Origin of the sequence: Planobispora rosea (genome assembly GCF_014648175.1) — a bacterium.
Lineage (GTDB): Bacteria > Actinomycetota > Actinomycetes > Streptosporangiales > Streptosporangiaceae > Planobispora > Planobispora rosea.
Genome location: NZ_BMQP01000020.1, coordinates 64529 through 82765, shown reverse-complemented (window position 1 = coordinate 82765; position 18237 = coordinate 64529). Strand labels below are relative to the sequence as shown.

Below are 18237 nucleotides of genomic sequence, written 5' to 3'. Positions count from 1 at the left end.
GGGCCGCATCGGGGGATTCCGCTCCGCTTCCCCGGGAGATCGCCACCGGGAGGTCACAAACGGGTCCGGTCCGGTTATCGTCCCCTCAGTGCCGAAAGCCGAATAAAGCCTGCAAACCCCATATCAGGGTCCACAAACCCGCAAACCTGGAGGAGCGCCCCGTGTCTCTCCGTGAATCCGCCGCCGACATGCGCGAGGAACTGGTCCGCCTCCGCCACGCCCTGCACCGTGAGCCCGAACTCGGTCTCGACTTGCCCCGCACCCAGGAGAAGGTGCTGGCCGCCCTCTCGGGGCTTCCCCTGGAGGTACGGATCGGCGAGCGGCTGAGCTCGGTCACCGCGGTGCTCCGGGGGGCGCGGCCCGGCCCGACTGTGCTGCTCCGCGGTGACATGGACGCCCTGCCCGTCTCCGAGCGCGGCGGCGCGGAGGTCACCTCCCTGCTGGACGGCCGGATGCACGCGTGCGGCCACGACCTGCACACCACCATGCTCGCCGGGGCGGCCCACCTGCTGGCGGCCCGGCGCGACCAGCTCGCCGGGAACGTCGTCTTCATGTTCCAGCCCGGCGAGGAGGGTCACCTCGGCGCGAAGTTCATGATCGAGGAGGGCGTGCTGGACGCGGCGGGCGAGCGCCCGGTCGCGGCCTACGCCCTGCACGTCATCAGCTCGGTGCTCCCGCAGGGCGTGTTCATCACGAGAAGCGGGCCGATCATGGCCGCCGCCGACAGCCTCGTCGTCACGGTGCGCGGCGCGGGAGGGCACGGCTCGGCCCCGCACCGCGCCAAGGACCCCATCCCGGCCGCGTGCGAGATGGTCCTCGCGCTGCAGACCATGGTGACGCGCGGCTTCGACGTGTTCGATCCGGTGGTCGTCACCGTCGGCAGTTTCCACGCCGGGACGACCGACAACGTGATCCCGGAGCAGGCCCGGTTCGAGGTGACGATCCGGTCGTTCTCCGCCGCCTCCCACGAGCGCGTCCGGGAGCGGGCGGTCACCGTGGTCGAGGGCATCGCGGCGGCCCACGGGCTCGACGTGGAGACCGCCTTCACGATGAGCTACCCGGTCACCGTCAACAACGGGGCCGAGGCCGACTTCGTCGGGGCCACCGTCCGCGAGGTCTACGGCGAGGAGCGGTTCGTCACGGCGCCGCAGCCGTTCACCGGCGCGGAGGACTTCTCCCTGGTGTGCAATGAGATCCCCTCGGCGTTCGTGGCACTCGGCGCGTGCCCGTCGGACCTGGACCCGGCCGAGGCCGCCTACAACCACGCCCCGGAGGCGCGCTTCGACGACGCCGTCCTCCCGGACGGCGCCGCCCTGTACGCCGAACTCGCCGCCCGCCGTCTCGGCCTGGCCGCGGGGTAGCCGGGGTCCCGCGGGCGGCCCCGGACCTCAGCCGGCGGGAGTGATCCGGATGGCGACGGTCCCCCGGCTGCCCCTGCGGAGCTTGCTGCCGAGGATGACCAGCCGCCCCTGCAGGCCGTACTTCCTGCTCAGGAGGCCGCGCACCCGCTCGGTCTCCTCGGCGGAGAGGATCTCCGCCCGGCCGGCGACCTCCTCGCCGCGCGCGTTGCCCCGCAGGTCGCACGCTCTGACCGTGACCTCCGGGTTGTTGCGGATCCGCTTGACCTTGCCCGCGGAGACGGGGGTCCAGATCACCAGGGACTCTCCGTCCGGGGCCGCCCAGACGGGGGTGGGGACCGCCGTGCCGTTCCTGCGGAAGGTCGTCACGGAGACGTACGGCTCGGCGGCCAGTTCCGGGATGCTCGTCATGGGCGGCACCCTACGCCGCCGCGTAGACCACCAGGGACACCGCCACGTACTGCACCAGGTAGGCGGCGAGGGTGAAGGCGTGGAAGACCTCGTGGAAACCGAACCAGCGGGGCGAGGGGTCCGGCCGGCGCAGGCCGTACACCACGCCGCCCGCCGTGTAGAGCACGCCGCCCACGATGACCAGGACCACCGCCGCCACCCCGGCGCCCTCCATGAGCTGGGGCAGGACGAACACGGCCGTCCAGCCGAGGGCGATGTAGAGGGCGGTGGACAACCAGCGGGGCGCGCCGAGCCAGAACACCCGGAACAGCAGCCCGGCGATCGCGCCGGTCCAGATCACCGACAGGACCACCACACGGGCCGCGCCGTCCAGCGCGAGCAGCGCGAACGGGGTGTAGGTGCCCGCGATGATCAGGTAGATGTTGGCGTGGTCGAGGCGGCGCAGCACGCCCTCCAGCCGCGGGGAGAGCGTACCGCGGTGGTAGGTGGCCGAGATGCCGAAGAGCAGGCCCGATGTGATCGCGTAGATCGCGGCGGCGAGCCGCGCCTGGAGCGTGGGCCCCAGGGCGACGAGGACGAATCCGCCGATGAGCGTGACGGGCAGCGCCCCTGCGTGCAGCCAGCCGCGCAGGCGCGGCTTGATGGACATCGGGAGCGGCACCCTCTCCGCAGCTGTGGTGGTCATGAACCTACGGTAACGTAACTTACGGCTGCGTAGGTTGTGATTTTTCCTACATTGTCCTCCGGTGCGGGACGGAGGAGCACTCGGGCGGGACCCGGCGGACGGGACCACGGCGAGCGGGATCCGGACGGGTGGTCAGAGGGAGTTCAGGAACCGTGCCGCGATGGGCAGGGCGGTGGCGGCGCCGCTGCCTCCCCTCTCCACCAGTACGGCGAAGGCCGTACCCTCGCGGTACCCGATGAACCAGGCGTGCTCGGCGATCCCCGCCCCGGTCTCGATCTCGGCGGTGCCCGTCTTGCCCGCCGTACCCTCGGGGAGGGGTACGGCGGAGGCCGAGCCCTCGGTGACCACGGCCCGCATCATCGTGCGCAGCCCCTCGGCCACGCCCGGCGGGAGCGGGACCTCCCCGCCCCGCCGCTCCCGGTCTCTCATCATGCTCGGCTGGCGCCAGGTACCGCTCTCCGCCGCGGCGGCGACCAGGGCCATGCAGAGCGGGCTGGCCAGCACCGAGTTCTGGCCGATGGCGTCGGAGGCCAGCTGGTCGTTGTTCGCGTGGGGCTTGATCGTGCAGGTCTCCGCCGGGGCCGCGAGCTCCTTGTTGAAGCCGAGCAGCTCGGCGGCCCGGACCAGGCCGCCGTCCTGCAGCGTACGGGTCGACTGGTCGACGAAGGTGGTGTTGCAGGAGACCGCGAAGGCCCGGACCAGGGTGGTCGCGCCCAGTACCGGGACGGAGGAGGCGTTGGGGATCGAGGCTCCGCCCGGGGGGGCGTAGCTGGCCGGGCAGGAGACCGGGGAGTCGGGGGTGAGCCCCGCCGACAGCAGCGCCGCGGCGGTGACCACCTTGAACGTCGAACCCGGCGGGTACAGGCCGAGGAAGGCGTTGCGGCCGCCCAGCCGGTCGGCGACCGCGAGGACCTCGCCGGTGCCGGACTCCACGGCGACGATCGCGGCGGGGCGCTCCACCCCGTCCAGCGCCCTGGCCGCCGCCGCCTGGACCGTGCGGGAGAAGGTGGTGACGATCTTCCTCCCCGGCTTCGACGGCTTCTCCAGGAGCCGCTGGACCTCGCCCGCGGACGTGACGGCCTCCAGGGCGAGCCCGTCGACGCCCTCGGCGTCCTGCCCGGACAGGTCGGGCGCGAGCACCTTCAGGTAGTTCTCGGCGCCGCTGTCGTGCGGGAACCGGTCCTTCGAACGGGTGACCAGCTCGGCCGGCTCGGCGGGGAGGTCCCGGAGCCGGAGCCGCCCGCCGTCCTTGAGCGCGGGGTGGAGCGTCTCCGGGGCCCAGTCCACCCACCACCGGCCCTCCCGGGCCACCAGCCGCAACGTCGAGGAGAACGACCACGCCCCGAGTTCCCTGACCTGCCTGACGCCCTGGAACGGCATCTCGGCCGCCTGCTCGCCCCGGAAGGTGATCGTCCCCGGCGAGAGCGCCAGTGACTCGATGCCCAGTTCCTGACTGAAGGCGTGGTGCCGCTCGATGAAGTCGCCGGGGGAGTCGATCACGAGCCGGTCCATGGTGGCCAGGTCGGCGCCTTCCCAGGCCGTCAGGTAGGTCCGCGCCACGTCCTCGGCGCCGGCCTGCGGGCGGGCGGGTCGGGCGGCCTCATCGGCCCCGCCCACCCCGCCGGAGACGACCGGAGCGTCCCGGTTCCCGGTTCTGGGCTCGGTGGGACGCGTCAGGGCGTAGACGCTGCCTCCGACGATGGCGAGAAACACGATGACGAGCACGAGAACCGGTCGGGTGCGCATACGGTTTCTCCCAACGATGTCCCCTCGGATATACCAGAGAAAAGAGGATCAAAGGGATGGCCAGGCGGGAACCGCAGGAGCCGATGCCGGGCCGTTATCCGGTCACCTTCGGCGAAGTCGATCTGCTGAGGGACCTGGACCGCCCCTCCGGCTGGGTGATCTCCAAGGACGGCGTGCCGCAGTCCTACGTCGACCTGGACGATCCCACCTATCTGGACTTCGAGTACGTCCGGCTGATGGCCGACGTGATCGACCTGCTGGACGGGGGCCCCCTGGACGTGGCGCACATCGGCGGTTGCGCCTGCACCCTGCCCCGCTACGTCGCGGCGACCCGCCCCGGCTCCCGGCAGATCGTCGCCGAACCCGACGGCGCGCTGGTCCAGCTCGTCCGCGACCAGCTCCGGCTGAAGTCCGTACCCCGGCTCAAGGTCAGGATCCTCGACGGCCGCGCCGCCACCGCCGGGCTCCACGACGCCTCGGCCGACCTGCTCGTGCTGGACGCCTTCAGCGGAGCGACGATGCCCCTCGACCTGGCCACCCGGGAGTACATGGGGGATGTGGCCCGCGTCCTGCGCCCGGCCGGGACCCTGCTGGTCAACATCGCCGACGGCAAGGGGCTGGTCTTCGCCCGGCGGGTGCTCGCCACGGTCGGCACCACCTTCCGCCACGTGGCGCTGCTCGCCGAGCCCGGGGTGCTGCGCGGCCGCAGGTTCGGCAACCTCATCGTCGCCGCCTCCCGCACCGAGCTCCCCCTCGACGGCATGGTCCGCACCGCGGCGGGCGGCCTCACCCAGGCCCGTTGCGTGCACGGCGACGACCTGAGCAAGTTCGTCGCCGGGGCCCCTCCGCTGAACGACGGCGACCCGGTCGTCATCCCGGTCCCGCCGCCCGCCGTGTTCGGCTGACCGGCGGCACGGGGTCAGGCGGGGGCCGGGATCCAGGCCCGCACCCGGGTGCCCTCCCCGGGCGCGCTCGACAGCTCCAGGGCGCCGCCGAGCGCGCTCAGCCGGTCGGCCAGCGGCCCGAGCCCCCGGCGGCCGGTGGTCGCCAGGTCGAAGCCCTTCCCGTCGTCCGAGACCATGACCTGCAGCCGCCCGCCGGCGTGTGTCAGCCGTACCTCGATCCGGGAGGCCGAGGCGTGCTTGAGCGCGTTGGTGAGCGCCTCGCTCGTGGTGAAGTAGAGCGCGCCCTCGACCTGGTCGGGGAAGCGCCGCGCGCGCAGCGCGGCGTCGGCGGTCACCGTGGTCGTCACCGGCAGCCGCGAGCAGCGCTCCTCGACCGCCTCGACCAGCCCGCCCTGGCTGAGCACGGACGGGTGGATGCCCGCCGCGAGCTCTCTCAGGTCGGTCAGCGTCTGCCGGGCCTGATCGCGCAGGAGGGTCAGGGTCTCCGGCCCGCCACCGGTCGCCCTGGCCAGCTCCAGGCCCGCGATGAGCGCGACGAGCTGCTGCTGCACGCCGTCGTGGATGTCACGCTCGATCCGCCGCCGTCCAGCCTCCTCGGCGTCGACCAGCCGGGCGGCCAGCGCGGCGCTCTGGACGGCCAGTCCGACCGGGACGGCCAGCGCGCCGAGCTGCCGCCGGTCCTCGGCGGTGAGGCGCCCGGCGAGCTTGGGCCCGCAGGCGATGTGCCCCAGCCCCGCCGGGACCGTGAGCACCGCCTCGCCGCTCTCCTCCCCCGCCACCAGCCGCGTGCCGTCGGGAAGCACGACGGCGGCCCACCGGGTCTCCAGCCCGGCCCGTACGGCGCCCGCCAGCCGTCCGAGCTGCTCGACCGGCTCCGCCTCCTCCAGGTCCGGGCCGAGCTCGGTCAGCAGCTCGTCCACCGTGGGCCGCAGGTCGAAGACCAGGAAGAACCTCGATCCCCTGATCCCCACCCGGATGTCGAGGAGGTTGTGCCGGAACACCGACGCGGCGATCACCGCGGGCAGCGCGGTCATGACGGCCATGACCCCGATCGTGCGGCCCACGGCGTGTTGCGCCTCGTCGGAGACCACCATCAGGACGAAGCTGCCCAGCGCGACCGCCTGGCCGGCGGTCATCAGGCCCAGCAGGCGGCGCTCGGCGGCGGGAGCCCGCCACAGGCGCAGGACGAGGGAGACCAGCACCGCCACGCCCATCAGGTAGGCCGCCCCCTGCCCCAGGCCACCGGCCACCGCGGCGACCAGCCCGGCCGGCCCGCCGAGGGAGAACGGATTGTCGACCCCCATGGGCGCGTAGACCGCGTCCGGGCTCAGCAGGAGGCCCAGCCAGTAGACGGCGATCACCGCCCCCGCTAGCCGGGCGCCCGCCCGCCAGCGCCGTGAGGGCAGGCGGCCGTCAGGGAAGAGCAGCGCGATGAAGATCCAGCTCAGGCCGTAGAAGACCGGGAAGAGGGAGAGCAGGAGCATCCCGGCGACGGCCGCGGGACCGTGGTCGCCGAGGCGGAGCAGGATCCCGAAGCCGAGGGCTCCGAGTCCCAGGCAGCCCGCGGTGGCCAGCAGCAGCCAGCCGTAGGCGTTGTCGGGCCTCCGGCTCGCGACGAGCCAGCCGACGGCCGGCAGGAAGAGGCAGACCGCGGCGAACAGCCACTGGCTCGCGGGGACGGGGAAGCCGGTCTCCATGATCGCGCCGGTGACCATTCCGGCCGCGGCCACTCCCGCCATCGACGCGGCGAGCGGACGGGCCGGAGCCGAGGATGCCATAGCAGGCAGGGTGCCTCGCCACAGGGCCCACCGTCCATGAGGTTGTCCGCACATTCGGTGCAGTTTGCCGCACCCCTCAAGACGGGGGTTCGCCGGGTACCCCGCCGCATCGGCGATTCCTAGATTCGGAGAAGGGCAGAGGTCCGGAACCGCTCGCCCCGCAGACCCCGCAGGCCCCTCGGAACCTGCGGCATCCGAGACGACGACATCGAACCCGTCGACCGAAACCACAGGGAGCCTCATATGCGACCGACGTCCCGACCGACGCCCCGACCGACCCGCCTGCTGGCCCTCGCCCTCGCCCTCGCGACCGTCCCCGTGGCGACCCTCGCGACCGCGGGCCACGCGTCCGCCGCGTCCGCCGCTCCGGCGGTCGTCGCCGCTCCCGAGATCCCCGACAGCCCGGTGGGCAGGCAGCTGCGCTGGTTCCTCGGCGCGCCGGACCGGGCGCCGCTCGCGGAGAGCGAGCTGGCCGAGCACGTCAACGCCGCCTACCTCAAGGACCTGACCGTCAAGGGCTTCAACGACTTCCTCACGCAGGCCAAGGGGCTGACGCTGGAGAAGCTGACCGAGGTCACGGACACCGCCCTGAGCGGCACCGGGACGATCGGCGGGCAGGAGTTCCTGATCCGGATCGCCGTGGACGGGGAAGGGAAGATCAACCTGATCGGGGTGCTCCCCCCCGAGCCGCCCGCCCCCCGGAGCTGGAAGGAGCTCGACGCCCGCCTGCGCAAGGTCGCCCCCGCGACCGCCTTCGCCGCCGCCCGGATCGACTCCCGGGGACGGTGCGAGATCGTCCACGGCGTCTCCGCCGACAAGGTCATGCCACTCGGCTCGATCTTCAAGGTCTACGTGCTGGGCGCGGTGGCCGAGAAGATCCGTGACGGGAAGCTGAGCTGGGACAGCAAGCTCACGATCAAGCCCGAGTGGAAGAGCCCCAGCGAGGGCGGCCTGTACGAGCGCCCGGACAACAGCACCGTCACGGTCCGCGAGGCCGCCAAGCTGATGATCTCGATCAGCGACAACACCGCCACGGACATCCTCATCCACACCGTCGGCCGCAAGGCCGTCGAGGCCAAGGTCCGTCAGTGGTCGGGGCACGCCGAGCGGAACATCCCCTTCCTCACCACGCGGGAGTGGGCGCTGCTCAAGGCGAAGAACTATCCGGAGCAGGCGAAGAAGTACCTCTCGCTCGACGTCGCGGGCAAGCGCGCCTATCTGAAGAACACGGTCGCCAAGCAGTCCTTCGAGGGCCTCCAGGCGTGGAAGGAGCCCAGGGAGATCCACACGATCGAGTGGTTCGGCTCTCCGCGCGACGTCTGCCGCGCCTTCGCCGGGATCCTGTCGCTGAAGAGCAAGCCGCTGCACGAGGCCATGTCCGCCAACGACCTCAGCATCGGGCTCGACCGGAAGAAGTGGCCGCTCGTCTGGGCCAAGGGCGGCTCCGAGTCGGGAGTCCTGGGCCTGGCCTACCTCGCCCGCTCGGCGAAGGGCCGGACCTACCTGGTCGCCCCGCTGACGAACAACCCGGACGCGCCCCTCGACGAGTCGAAGGTCGCCCCCGAGCTGATCTCCCTCAGCAGGGGCGCGTTCAGCCTGGCCGCGAAGAAGTAACCCGGCCCGTCCGTCCCACGGCCGCGGCGCCCACGGCGTCGCGGCCGTGGGCCTGCCCGCGGCCCCCGTCCGCCTGCCCGCCCGCAGCTCGTCACCGGCCTCCCCGGCTTCGGCCGCGCCGCCCGCTGCTCCTGTCGCCGCCGTGTGACTACCGTCACCGTTACCGCGTCTTCCCGCACCGTCCCGAACCTCTGCCTATTGTGATCCGGTGAGCTTTCTGGCGATTCGCACCGCACGGGTATTCGACGGAGAGCGGCTGCGCGACGAGGTCACCGTGGTGCTGGTGAAGGACGGCCGCATCGCCGGCGTGGAAGCAGGACCGGCCGTACCCGACGGATGGCCGGTCCAGGACCTGCCCGGCGGCACACTGCTGCCCGGTCTGATCGACGCGCACGTGCACCTGTGCGCCGACAGCGGCCCGAGCGCGCTCGACCGGCTCAGCGGGCTCACGGAAGAACAGCTGGAGGCCTCCATCGAGACCTCGCTGGAGGCCCACCTGGCCGCGGGCGTCACCACCGTGCGCGACCTGGGTGACTACCACGACGCCGTGTTGGCCTGGCGAGCCAAGGCCGGGCCGGACCTGCCGGCCGTGGTGGCGGCCGGTGCGCCGATCACCAGCGTGGGCGGGCACTGCTGGTCGATGGGGGGCGAGGCGCAGGGCGTGAAGGGGCTGCGCGAGGCCGTCCGGCGACGGGCCGAGCGGGGCGCCGACATCATAAAGATCATGGCGAGCGGCGGTGTGCTGACCCCCGGCACCGACACGATGCGCCCGCAGTTCACCGACGAGGAGCTGAAGGCGGCGGTCGACGAGGCGCACGCCCTCGGCCTGCCGATCACCGCGCACGCCCACGCGCTGGCGGCGGTACGGCAGGCGCTGGCCGCGGGCGTCGACGGCATCGAGCACTGCACCTGCCTGACTCCCGCCGGCGTCCGGCTCGACGACGCGCTGCTCGCCGCGCTGGCCGGGTCCGGGGTCGCCGTCTGCGCGACGCTGGGGTCCGATCCGGATGTCGTGGTGCCGCCCCAGGTCGTGATGATGGCCGCGCGCGCGGGCATCACCGAGGCCGTCCTGCAGGAGGCCGTCGCCCGCCTGCACCGGGGCGGCGTGCGCCTGGTGGCCGGCTCGGACGCGGGCATCGGTCCCGCCAAGCCGCACGGACTGCTGCCGGCCACCCTCGACGAGTACGTCAGGTCCGGCCTGCCGCCGGCCTCGGCCCTGGCCGCGGCGACCTCGGTCGCCGCCGGTGCCTGCGGCGTGGGGGGACGCAAGGGCCGCATACGGCCCGGCTACGACGCCGACCTGGTGGTGGTCGGCGGCGACCCGACCCGTGACATCACCGCGGTGGCCCGCCCCCTGGCCGTTTACCTCGCCGGTCGGCCGGTGACCGGCTGACGCCCGCGCGATGCTGCCGCCGGCCGAGATCGGCGCGCTGCTCGGCGGAGCGGCCACGCTGGCGTTCCTCTGGCCCGAGCTCGCCCGGACCCTGGCAGGGGAGCGGCGGTAGAGGCCGTTGCGGCCGGGCCCCACCCGGTGTGCCGCCGGTTCGTGCCCTCCCCCGAGGAAGGCGCGAACCGGCGGATCCGCCCGGGGTCACCCCCGGGTCACTGCGGCCCGAGGGTGACGCAGGCGACCCGGGGACCGGCCGTACCGGCCCTGGCCCCGGCGGCCTTGGTGCGCTTGGCGTGGATCACCAGGGAGCGGGGCGCTCTCTCGGGGACGAACGCCCAGCCCTGCCTGGCCGTGACCGTGGCCGCGCCCTGCGGGTCGGTGGTGAAGTCGAGCCAGACCTCGTTGTCCGCGCTGGCGTGCGCGTGGGCGTGCTGGTAGTGCGGCCCGGCGGCCTCCGGGTCGGGGCCGCACGGGTTCACGTGCAGGTGCACGCCGTAGGCCCGGTCGGGCAGGAAGCCCTCGACGGTGACCGTGGAGGTGGCCATCACCGCGCCCGATTCGGCCGTCACCCGTGCCGTCGCCCCGGCGGGGACCAGCTTGGGGTCGTAGGCGATCGCGGAGGTCCCGGACGCCGGGACGCCGAACCTGCCGCCCCCGACGAGCTTGACGGCGCTCGCGGGCTCGGCGGGCCCGGCGGGCACCGCGCCCCTGGTGTCGTGTGCCGCCGGGTGCGGTGCTCCCTGGCCTGCGCAGGCCGCAGCGAGCAGGGCGGCGGCGGCGAGAACCACGGGAAGGCGCATCGGAATCTCCTCAACCAGCCGGGCGGGACGACGCCCCACTCTAGCGAGTAGTCATCCGGTCACGATGGGTGTTTCGCCGAGGACGGTCGTCATCCGCCGTGGGAGGCGGCGATCTCGTCGATCCGGGCGGCCAGGGTGAAGTCCATCTCCGTCAGGCCGCCCGCGTCGTGGGTGGACAGCGTCAGGTGCAGGGTGCGCCAGCGGATGTCGATGTCGGGGTGGTGGTTGAGCTTCTCGGCCTCGACCGCGATCTCGTCGACGATGCGGATCGCGGTCGGGAAGTCGGGCGCGGTCACGGTCCGGCGGATCTCGTCACCCTCGCGCCGCCACTGGGGCGTCTCGCCCAGCCGTCGCCGTACTTCGGAGTCGTCAAGCAGGTCCATCCCCCCAGCAGATCACGCTCGCGGCCGGAAGCCAAAGCGACCGAGCCGCGAGCCGGCCCCGCGGGTCCGTCCTACTTGACGGCGCCCGTGGTGAGACCCGACTGGATCTGGCGCTGGAAGACGATGTAGATGATCATCACGGGGATGATCGCCATGCTCAGCGCGGCGAACAGGCCCGGCCAGTCGGCCTCGTAGCCCGCGCTGGTGGAGATGTTCGCGACGCCCTGGGTGATCAGCCACTTGTCCTCGACGTTGCCGGACAGCAGCACGATCGGCAGGAGGTACTGGTTCCACTGACCCAGGATGTTGAAGATCGTGATGCTGATCAGGCCCGGCTTGGCCATCGGCATCATGATCTGGAAGAACGTCCGGGTGTGGGAGCAGCCGTCCATCATCGCCGCCTCGGCCACCGAGGTGGGCAGTGTCTTGAAGAACGCCGAGAGGAAGAAGACGGTGAACGGCAGCGAATAGGCGATGTAGACCAGGATGACGCCCAGGTGGGTGTCGATCAGGCCGAGGTTCTTCACCACGAAGAACAGCGGGACCAGCGCGAGGAAGACCGGGAAGGTCATGCCCGAGACGAACAGGAAGTAGATCGCCCGGTTGCCGGGGAAGCTGTAGCGCGCCAGCACGTAGGCGGCCATCGAGCCCAGCAGCATGGTCCCGGCCGTGCTGCACGCGACCACGAAGACCGTGTTCAGCATGTACTGGCCGATGTGGGCCTTCTCCCACGCCCGGCCCCAGGCGTCCCAGCCGTAGGAGGCCGGGAGGGCGAGGGCGTCGCCGAAGATCTCGGTGTTGGTCTTGAACGAGGCCAGGAACGTCCAGAGGATCGGGCCGATGATCAGGATCGCCCAGATCGCCAGCGCGATGTGGGACAGGGCGCCGAAGACGCCGAGGGGGTTCCTGCGCCGCCTCGCACGGGCGTGCGAGGCGGCCGTACGGGAGGACGGCTTGGTCACCGTGCCTGCGGCCATCAGAACTCGATCCTCTCGCGCCGGGTCACGCGCAGGGTGAGTGCCGCGAACGTGATGGTCATGAAGAACAGCGCCACGCCCATCGCGGAGGCGTAGCCGAACTTGGAGAAGTTGAACGCGGTGCGCCAGATCTCCAGCGGCAGGACGGTCGTGGCGTTGTCGGGCCCGCCGCGGTCCACCGAGAGCACCTGGACCAGGGCGAAGGCGTCGAAGGCGGCGATGCCGAGGTAGACCCAGGCCACCTGCATGGTGTCCCAGAGCAGCGGCAGGGTGATGCGGAAGAAGAGGGTGAGGCGGCCCGCGCCGTCCAGCGCCGCGGCCTCGAAGACGTCCTTGGGGATGGAGGACATGCCCGCGGAGAACAGGACCACGTAGAAGCCGACGGCCTGCCAGACCATCACGCCCATGATCGCCCAGAGGGCGAGGTCCGGGTCGATGAGCCAGCCGATCGGCTCGACGCCGACCCTGGCGAGCAGGCTGTTGATCACGCCGGTCTCGTCCGGGCGGTAGATCGCCTGGAAGAGCACGCCGACGATGGCCACCGCGAGCACCTGGGGCAGGAAGAAGATCACGCGGTAGAACTTCGAGCCCCAGATGCCGGTCATCCCCGCGCCCTTCTGCCCGCCGCTCAGGTTGAGCAGGAAGGAGAAGAAGAGCGCGATGGCGATGGTGGCCAGCGGCACGACAAGCAGCAGGACGCCGTGGTGGCGCACCGCGGCCCAGAAGACCTCGTCCTCGAACAGCCTGGTGAAGTTCTCCAGGCCGATGTACTGAGGAGTGGCCGAGATTCCCTTCCAGTTGGTCAGCGCGATCTGGAACGCCTGGATGTACGGGCTGATCACGAAGACCGCGTAGAGGGCCACCGGAACGATGAGGAACCCGACGATGAACGGGTACTTGCTGTTCCGCACCCGGGCCAGGAGCGGGTGCCCGCCGCCCGGCGCCCCGGCCGCGAGCGGACGCCTGCCGCCCGGCGTCCCCGCCTTGAGCGGGTGCTTGTCGTGCCGCATGGAGGACTACACCGTCCGGTTCTGCTTGGTGATGGACGAGTCAGCCTTGGTCTTGTCGGCGGCCTTCTGCATCTTCTCGCAGAACTCCTCGGCCGAGATGCGGCCGAACATGAGCGCGTTGGTCTGCCTGCGCAGCTCGGTCTCCAGCTCCTTGTACCAGCCCTCGAAGCTGTTGTAGGTGACGATGTTGGAGCCCGCGGCGGTCTGCGCGGCGCTGAGGCTGGCGTTGCCGGGCGAGAGCTGCAGGCCGTCGGCGGCGCCGGTCACGACGGTGATGTTGCCGGACTTCTCGGTGAAGCCGCGCGCGCCCTCCTTGGAGAGCATGATGCGCAGGTACTCCAGGCCGCCCTTGGGGTTCTTGGCCTTGGCCGGGACGATGTAGCCCTCACCGGCGGCGGCGCGGATGGCCTCGAAGGGCATCTTGTCGGCGGCGGTGACGCTGGGGGTGGGCGTCAGGGCGTACTTGAAGCCGTCGGGGGTCTGGTCCTTCTGCTCGTTCTCCAGCCAGGAGCCCGACGGGTAAAGGGCGATCTTGCCCTGGTTCTGCCGGGTCTGCACCTCGGTGTGGATCAGGCCCTCGAAGGACTTGTCCATGTACTTGCCGATCTCGGCCCAGGCGGCGGCGGACTGCTTGACCGAGTCGCGCTGCCAGGCCCCGTCGACGAGGTTGTCGATGTCGATGAGGAGCTGGTTGCCCTCGATCTTCGCGGCGGAGATGAGGATCATCCAGTACGCGTAGTACGAGGCGTTCTTGCCGGCGAACGCGAACGGGACGATGCCCTTGGCCTTGATCTTCTCGCAGAGGGCCTTGAACTCGTCCATGGTCTTCGGCGGGGTCCAGCCCTCCTTCTCGAAGAGCGCGGCGTCGTACCAGAGGCCGTAGGCCGAGAAGACGTAGTTCATCACGTACGGCTTGCCGGTGATGAGGCCCGACTCGACGGTGCCCGGCGCGACCATGTCGCGCACCTTCTTGGCCGGGTCGTCGATGGAGGGGGCGTCCCACAGCTCGGTCAGCTCCAGGAGCTGGCCCTCCTGCTGCAGGGCGGCGTTGTCGATCAGGTCGGTGCCCGAGTTGGCGATCATGTCCGGGACGTCGCCGCTGGCGAACCGCGGCTGCAGGGTCTGCGCGATCTGCTGGGTGGCGACGTGCTTGATCTCCGCCTGCGGGAACTTCTTCTTGTACAGCGGCTCGTGAACCTCGGTGGCGTAGCTGTCGCCCAGGCCGCCCTTGAAGATGACGACTTCGAGGGGGGCGTTGGCGGCCACGCCGAACGGGTTGGCGGCGGAGGTGGCGGCGCCCGCGGCGGTCGGTGCGGCGGAGCCGGTGGCGGCGGGGGATCCGGCGGTGGCGCAGGCGCTGAGCAGCCCGGCGCCGGGACCGGCGACGAGAGCGGTCAGGCCGATCCGGCGGAGCATCTGCCGCCGGGTGATCTCTCCGGGCGTACCGGCCGATTTGGACATGGACCCTCCTGGGCGGGGCGTCAATTAGGAAAGTTTCCTAAACGTTCGCCCGAACGTACGTAGCACGAGAGGTCACCGTCAAGAGTGCGTATCCGGTCTAGACCGAGCCGTGACGTCATCGCGACATTTCCGCTAGAAAGCAGCAGATCATAGGGGATGATATGCGACATCTATTGACATACCACCCAATAATTCCCGCGAGTCTGCCGCCTTCTGCCGCCACGCTTCATCAGGTACGGCACCGCCGAAGATAGCGGACGACACCCGGTCTAGACCAGTGGGACGAGAATTTGCCGCTGGACCTCGCAAAGCCCTACTTTTAGGACATGTTGCTGGCCGAGCAGCGCCGCCTGCTCTGTGATTACGGCCGCAGGGCCGCCGCGACCGGCCTGGTCGTCGGCGCCGCGGGGAACCTGAGCGTACGGGTCGGCGACCTCATCGCGGTGACACCCGGCGGCGTCCCGCTCGACCGGCTGGAGCCCGGCGCCTGCCCGGTGATCGACATCGAGGGACACCTGGTCGAGGGCGAGCTGCAGCCGTCCTCCGAGACGCCGATGCACCTGGCGGTCTACACGACCACCGGCGCCCGGGCCGTCGTGCACACCCACTCCGTGTTCGGCACCGTGGTCGCCACCACCATGACCGAACTGCCGCCGATCCACTACAACACGCTGCTGCTCGGCGGCACCGTCAGGGTCGCCGAATACGCCACCTACGGAACCCCCGAACTGGCGGCCAACGTGCGGGCCGCGCTCGAGGGCAGGCAGGCCGCGCTCCTGGCCAACCACGGCGGGGTCACCGTCGGCGACGACCTGGACAAGGCCTTCGAGGCGACGCGGCTGCTGGAGTGGCTCTGCGAGGTGTACGTCCGGGCCAGATCCGTCGGCGAGCCGCGTGTGCTCACCGAGGAGCAGCTCGCCGCCGTCGTCGAACGCGCCGTCAACCCTCCCAGGTTCCCGACGCGCACGAACTGACCCCGGCGACCGGCTCCCGAACGCCGCGCCGCCCCCGTCCGGCGGCCGGCTCCCGGGAACCGCGCCGTCCCGTCCGGCAGCCAGCCCCGACCCGCGAGGATCCGTCATGCCCCTGCAGATCACCGGCACCCCGAGCGACCCCGGCCTGCTCCAGCTGCCCTGGGAGACCCCCCTGGAGCGGTGGCCGGAGCACCGCCTGGTCTCACTCCCCCGCGGCATCTCCCGGCACGTGGTGCGCTTCGTGCGCCTCTCCGGCAAGGTCTACGCGATCAAGGAGATCAGCGAGCACTTCGCCAAGCGCGAGTACCGGCTCCTGTGGGACCTGAACCGGCTGGACACCCCGGCGGTGGAGCCGGTGGCGGTGGTCACCGGCCGGACCGGGAAGGACGGGGAGCCGCTGGAGGCCGCCCTGATCACCCAGCACCTGCAGTTCTCCCTCCCCTACCGGGCGGTCATGTCGGGGACCGTACGGCCGGACACGCTGAACCGGCTCCTCGACGCCCTGGCCGTCCTGCTCGTCCGGCTCCACCTGACCGGCTTCTACTGGGGCGACTGCTCCCTGTCGAACATCCTGTTCCGCAGGGACGCGGGCTCCTTCGCCGCCTACCTGGTCGACGCCGAGACGGGTGAGCTCCACCCGATGATCAGCGAGGGTCAGCGGATGCACGACATCGACGTCGCGCACACCAACATCTACGGCGAGATGCTCGATCTGGAGGCCGGGGAACTGCTCCACCCCTCCATCGACCCCGAGGAGATCGCCGACTCGATCTGCGCGCGCTACCACCGGCTCTGGGGTGAGCTCACCTCCGACGAGATCATCGACGAGGTCGACTGGCACATGATCGACCAGCGGATCCGGCGGCTGAACCGGCTCGGCTTCGACGTGGCCGAGATGATGGTCCGCCGCAAGGCGGGCACCGGCCGCCTGATCGTCCGGCCCAAGGTCGTGGACGCGGGCCACCACCAGCGCCGCCTGCTCCGCCTCACCGGTCTGGACGTGGAGGAGAACCAGGCCCGGCGGCTCCTCAACGACCTCGACTCCTTCCGGGTCTCGTACGGCCTGCGCCACGAGGACGAGGCGATCGTGGCCCACCGCTGGCTGGCCGAGGTCTTCCAGCCGACGATCGAGGCCGTCCCGCAGGAGCTGCGGCGCAAGCTGGAACCGGCCCAGCTCTTCCACGAGGTGCTCGACCACCGCTGGTACCTCTCCCAGGAGGCGGGTAACGACGTCGGATTGCCGACCGCCGTACAGTCTTATGTGAAGAATGTTCTCGTTTTCAAGCCGGACGAGAAGGCGCTTATCTCCGAGGGCCTCTAGCGGACCTCCCACTTAGGGTATATATCCTTCTACCCAGGAGTTGAATTCTCCATCTCCTCATATATCCGGTATAACAGGATCACTTAGGACCCTCCGGCACATCCCTACGCTGACCCGGTGATGCTTTTTCGTTGGCCGTCGGCGAGGGGGCCCGAGTGCTCGGAATCGAAGAGTGCCTCACCGAGGTGATGGGGATCCCCGGCGCGCTGGACGCGATCCTGATCGACCAGACCAGCGGGATGGCCGTGGCGGTGGGCGGCGGCAGCCGTCACGTCGACACGGAGAAGTCCGCCGCGGGACTCAGCGAGGCGCTGCGCGCGACGTTGGACGGACTCGCCGTGACATCCGCCGCGGGAACGGCCCGAATCCGCGAAATGATCGTGACGGCGGACGACGGGCATCATTTGCTGAGGCCACTGGAAACCGTTTTCGATGGCCCTTTAGTGATATATGTCAAACTTGACCTGGAACGCGCAAATCTAGCCCTCGCGCTCCACCGGCTCCATTCGCTTTCCGGCCGGCTCATAACGACGTAAGCCCATGCCGAGCGTCGAGAGCATCCTCAGCGGACTCGCCGGTGACCGGGCGACCGGTGCCCTGCGGATGGGCAGAGCCGGGACGTTCTACCTCACCGAGGGCCGCGTGACCTATGCCGAGACCTCGGTGTGCCCCCGCGTGGAGGACCTGCTGACCGCCAGCGGGCGCATCTCCGCCTATGCCGTACGGCAGGCGAGGCAGGGGGCGGGCGAGGAGTGCCGGGGCGGTGACCGGCTGGTGGAAAGAGGTGTGCTCACCCGGGGCGAGCTGGAGTTCTGCGTGCTGGGCGCGGTACTCGACGCCGTGTTCTTCCTGTTCCGGGCCTCGGCCCGGCCCCGCTTCCGCCCCGGGGAACGGCACTGGCTCGGGCCCCAGTGGTATTTCGACGTGACCGGCCTGCTCCGGGAGTGCAAACGAAGGAGAGCGCAGTTGGACCAGGCGTGGCCCTCCCCCGAACTGGACACGCTCCCGGTCGTCCCGATGGGGCGCATCCACGCCCAGCGGGTCCTGCTGACCGCGCTCCAGTGGGAGGTACTGGTCGGCGCCGACTGCACGGCCACCCCCGCCGAGCTGGCCCGCAAACTGGGCCGACCGGCCTACTCGGTGCTGCTGGCCGTACGGCAGCTCGCCGCGGCGGGGCTGCTCCGCGTCCCGGAGCGCGAGCACCGGACCGTACCCGCGCCGCCGGCCCCCGCTCCGCTGCCGCGGCGGGACGACGGTGCCCGGGAGAAGCTCCCGGGCCGCGACCCCGGCGCCGCCCCGGCCCCGGGGTGGATTCCCCGGACCACGGGTGATCCCGCCGACGTAAGCCTGCTCATCCGGCTCAAGAACGCGCTGGAGGCACTCACATGAGGCCGGCCCCATGCCGCTGAGGCTGCGCACGCTGA

General features: G+C 71.2%; 17 protein-coding genes. 8 read left to right on the top strand and 9 right to left on the bottom strand.

All coding sequences use genetic code 11. The features are described from left to right. The first annotated feature begins 161 nt into the window (after positions 1 to 161). Complete coding sequence (locus IEZ08_RS20745) at positions 162 to 1361, top strand: M20 metallopeptidase family protein (RefSeq protein WP_068926119.1); 1200 nt, start codon at positions 162 to 164, stop codon at positions 1359 to 1361. Positions 1362 to 1388: 27 nt separating this feature from the next. On the opposite strand, the gene IEZ08_RS20740 is transcribed toward IEZ08_RS20745, so the two are convergent. From IEZ08_RS20740 to IEZ08_RS20730, 3 genes are all read right to left on the bottom strand, one after another. Beyond that, entirely contained in the window at positions 1389 to 1769 is a 381-nt protein-coding gene (locus tag IEZ08_RS20740; RefSeq protein ID WP_189242712.1) for a PPOX class F420-dependent oxidoreductase, read from the bottom strand. Positions 1770 to 1779: 10 nt separating this feature from the next. After that, on the bottom strand, positions 1780 to 2454 hold the full coding sequence (gene trhA / locus IEZ08_RS20735; RefSeq protein ID WP_068926122.1) for a PAQR family membrane homeostasis protein TrhA: 675 nt from the start codon (positions 2452 to 2454) through the stop codon (positions 1780 to 1782). A 132-nt stretch (positions 2455 to 2586) separates the two neighbouring features. Further along, positions 2587 to 4200: a penicillin-binding transpeptidase domain-containing protein gene (locus IEZ08_RS20730; RefSeq protein WP_189242711.1), complete on the bottom strand. Its 1614-nt coding sequence runs from the start codon at positions 4198 to 4200 to the stop codon at positions 2587 to 2589. Positions 4201 to 4256: 56 nt separating this feature from the next. Between IEZ08_RS20730 and IEZ08_RS20725 the strand changes: the two genes are divergently transcribed. Continuing rightward, positions 4257 to 5105 (top strand): spermidine synthase, encoded by an 849-nt coding sequence (locus IEZ08_RS20725; RefSeq protein WP_229803347.1) that lies wholly within the window; start codon positions 4257 to 4259, stop codon positions 5103 to 5105. Between the two features lie 14 nt (positions 5106 to 5119). On the opposite strand, the gene IEZ08_RS20720 is transcribed toward IEZ08_RS20725, so the two are convergent. After that, positions 5120 to 6883 (bottom strand): sensor histidine kinase, encoded by a 1764-nt coding sequence (locus IEZ08_RS20720; protein ID WP_068926127.1) that lies wholly within the window; start codon positions 6881 to 6883, stop codon positions 5120 to 5122. 243 nt (positions 6884 to 7126) lie between these two features. Here IEZ08_RS20720 and IEZ08_RS20715 point away from each other — a divergent pair, with 243 nt between their 5' ends. Continuing rightward, positions 7127 to 8497, top strand: coding sequence for a serine hydrolase (locus tag IEZ08_RS20715; protein WP_068926129.1), 1371 nt, complete (start codon positions 7127 to 7129; stop codon positions 8495 to 8497). Between the two features lie 208 nt (positions 8498 to 8705). Next, positions 8706 to 9890 (top strand): amidohydrolase family protein, encoded by a 1185-nt coding sequence (locus IEZ08_RS20710; protein ID WP_068926132.1) that lies wholly within the window; start codon positions 8706 to 8708, stop codon positions 9888 to 9890. A gap of 209 nt (positions 9891 to 10099) precedes the next feature. Here IEZ08_RS20710 and IEZ08_RS20705 read toward each other — a convergent pair whose 3' ends face one another. From IEZ08_RS20705 to ngcE, 5 genes are all read right to left on the bottom strand, one after another. Further along, the gene (locus IEZ08_RS20705; RefSeq protein WP_084780621.1) at positions 10100 to 10687 is read right to left on the bottom strand and encodes a superoxide dismutase family protein; all 588 of its coding nucleotides are present in this window, start codon (positions 10685 to 10687) and stop codon (positions 10100 to 10102) included. 89 nt (positions 10688 to 10776) lie between these two features. Next, positions 10777 to 11070: a 4a-hydroxytetrahydrobiopterin dehydratase gene (locus IEZ08_RS20700; RefSeq protein ID WP_068926134.1), complete on the bottom strand. Its 294-nt coding sequence runs from the start codon at positions 11068 to 11070 to the stop codon at positions 10777 to 10779. A gap of 71 nt (positions 11071 to 11141) precedes the next feature. Continuing rightward, positions 11142 to 12047, bottom strand: a complete 906-nt coding sequence (locus tag IEZ08_RS20695) for a carbohydrate ABC transporter permease (protein ID WP_068926137.1) — start codon at positions 12045 to 12047, stop codon at positions 11142 to 11144. Continuing rightward, entirely contained in the window at positions 12047 to 13057 is a 1011-nt protein-coding gene (locus IEZ08_RS20690; RefSeq protein ID WP_218061759.1) for a carbohydrate ABC transporter permease, read from the bottom strand. Before IEZ08_RS20690 ends, IEZ08_RS20695 begins: the two co-directional genes overlap by 1 nt. 6 nt (positions 13058 to 13063) lie before the next feature. Further along, entirely contained in the window at positions 13064 to 14518 is a 1455-nt protein-coding gene (gene ngcE / locus IEZ08_RS20685; protein ID WP_068926139.1) for an N-acetylglucosamine/diacetylchitobiose ABC transporter substrate-binding protein, read from the bottom strand. A 326-nt stretch (positions 14519 to 14844) separates the two neighbouring features. On the opposite strand from ngcE, the gene IEZ08_RS20680 reads away from it, so the two are divergent. From IEZ08_RS20680 to IEZ08_RS20665, 4 genes are all read left to right on the top strand, one after another. Then, a complete protein-coding gene (locus IEZ08_RS20680; protein WP_068926142.1) occupies positions 14845 to 15492 on the top strand; it encodes a class II aldolase/adducin family protein in 648 nt (215 codons plus the stop codon). 106 nt (positions 15493 to 15598) lie between these two features. After that, on the top strand, positions 15599 to 16813 hold the full coding sequence (locus IEZ08_RS20675) for a DUF4032 domain-containing protein (RefSeq protein ID WP_084780622.1): 1215 nt from the start codon (positions 15599 to 15601) through the stop codon (positions 16811 to 16813). A 155-nt stretch (positions 16814 to 16968) separates the two neighbouring features. Then, positions 16969 to 17349 carry a hypothetical protein gene (locus tag IEZ08_RS20670; RefSeq protein ID WP_068926144.1) on the top strand — a complete coding sequence of 127 codons (381 nt, stop codon included), beginning with the start codon at positions 16969 to 16971 and terminating at the stop codon, positions 17347 to 17349. Positions 17350 to 17353: 4 nt separating this feature from the next. After that, positions 17354 to 18202: a DUF4388 domain-containing protein gene (locus IEZ08_RS20665; RefSeq protein WP_189242710.1), complete on the top strand. Its 849-nt coding sequence runs from the start codon at positions 17354 to 17356 to the stop codon at positions 18200 to 18202. Positions 18203 to 18237 lie beyond the last annotated feature (35 nt).

Coding starts and splice junctions, on each gene's coding strand:
- IEZ08_RS20740 (WP_189242712.1), bottom strand. CDS start 1,769: ATGACGAGCATCCCGGAACTGGCCGCCGAGCCGTACGTCTCCGTGACG.
- trhA (WP_068926122.1), bottom strand. CDS start 2,454: ATGACCACCACAGCTGCGGAGAGGGTGCCGCTCCCGATGTCCATCAAG.
- IEZ08_RS20730 (WP_189242711.1), bottom strand. CDS start 4,200: ATGCGCACCCGACCGGTTCTCGTGCTCGTCATCGTGTTTCTCGCCATC.
- IEZ08_RS20725 (WP_229803347.1), top strand. CDS start 4,257: ATGGCCAGGCGGGAACCGCAGGAGCCGATGCCGGGCCGTTATCCGGTC.
- IEZ08_RS20720 (WP_068926127.1), bottom strand. CDS start 6,883: ATGGCATCCTCGGCTCCGGCCCGTCCGCTCGCCGCGTCGATGGCGGGA.
- IEZ08_RS20715 (WP_068926129.1), top strand. CDS start 7,127: ATGCGACCGACGTCCCGACCGACGCCCCGACCGACCCGCCTGCTGGCC.
- IEZ08_RS20705 (WP_084780621.1), bottom strand. CDS start 10,687: ATGCGCCTTCCCGTGGTTCTCGCCGCCGCCGCCCTGCTCGCTGCGGCC.
- IEZ08_RS20700 (WP_068926134.1), bottom strand. CDS start 11,070: ATGGACCTGCTTGACGACTCCGAAGTACGGCGACGGCTGGGCGAGACG.
- IEZ08_RS20695 (WP_068926137.1), bottom strand. CDS start 12,047: ATGGCCGCAGGCACGGTGACCAAGCCGTCCTCCCGTACGGCCGCCTCG.
- IEZ08_RS20690 (WP_218061759.1), bottom strand. CDS start 13,057: ATGCGGCACGACAAGCACCCGCTCAAGGCGGGGACGCCGGGCGGCAGG.
- ngcE (WP_068926139.1), bottom strand. CDS start 14,518: ATGTCCAAATCGGCCGGTACGCCCGGAGAGATCACCCGGCGGCAGATG.
- IEZ08_RS20680 (WP_068926142.1), top strand. CDS start 14,845: ATGTTGCTGGCCGAGCAGCGCCGCCTGCTCTGTGATTACGGCCGCAGG.
- IEZ08_RS20675 (WP_084780622.1), top strand. CDS start 15,599: ATGCCCCTGCAGATCACCGGCACCCCGAGCGACCCCGGCCTGCTCCAG.
- IEZ08_RS20665 (WP_189242710.1), top strand. CDS start 17,354: ATGCCGAGCGTCGAGAGCATCCTCAGCGGACTCGCCGGTGACCGGGCG.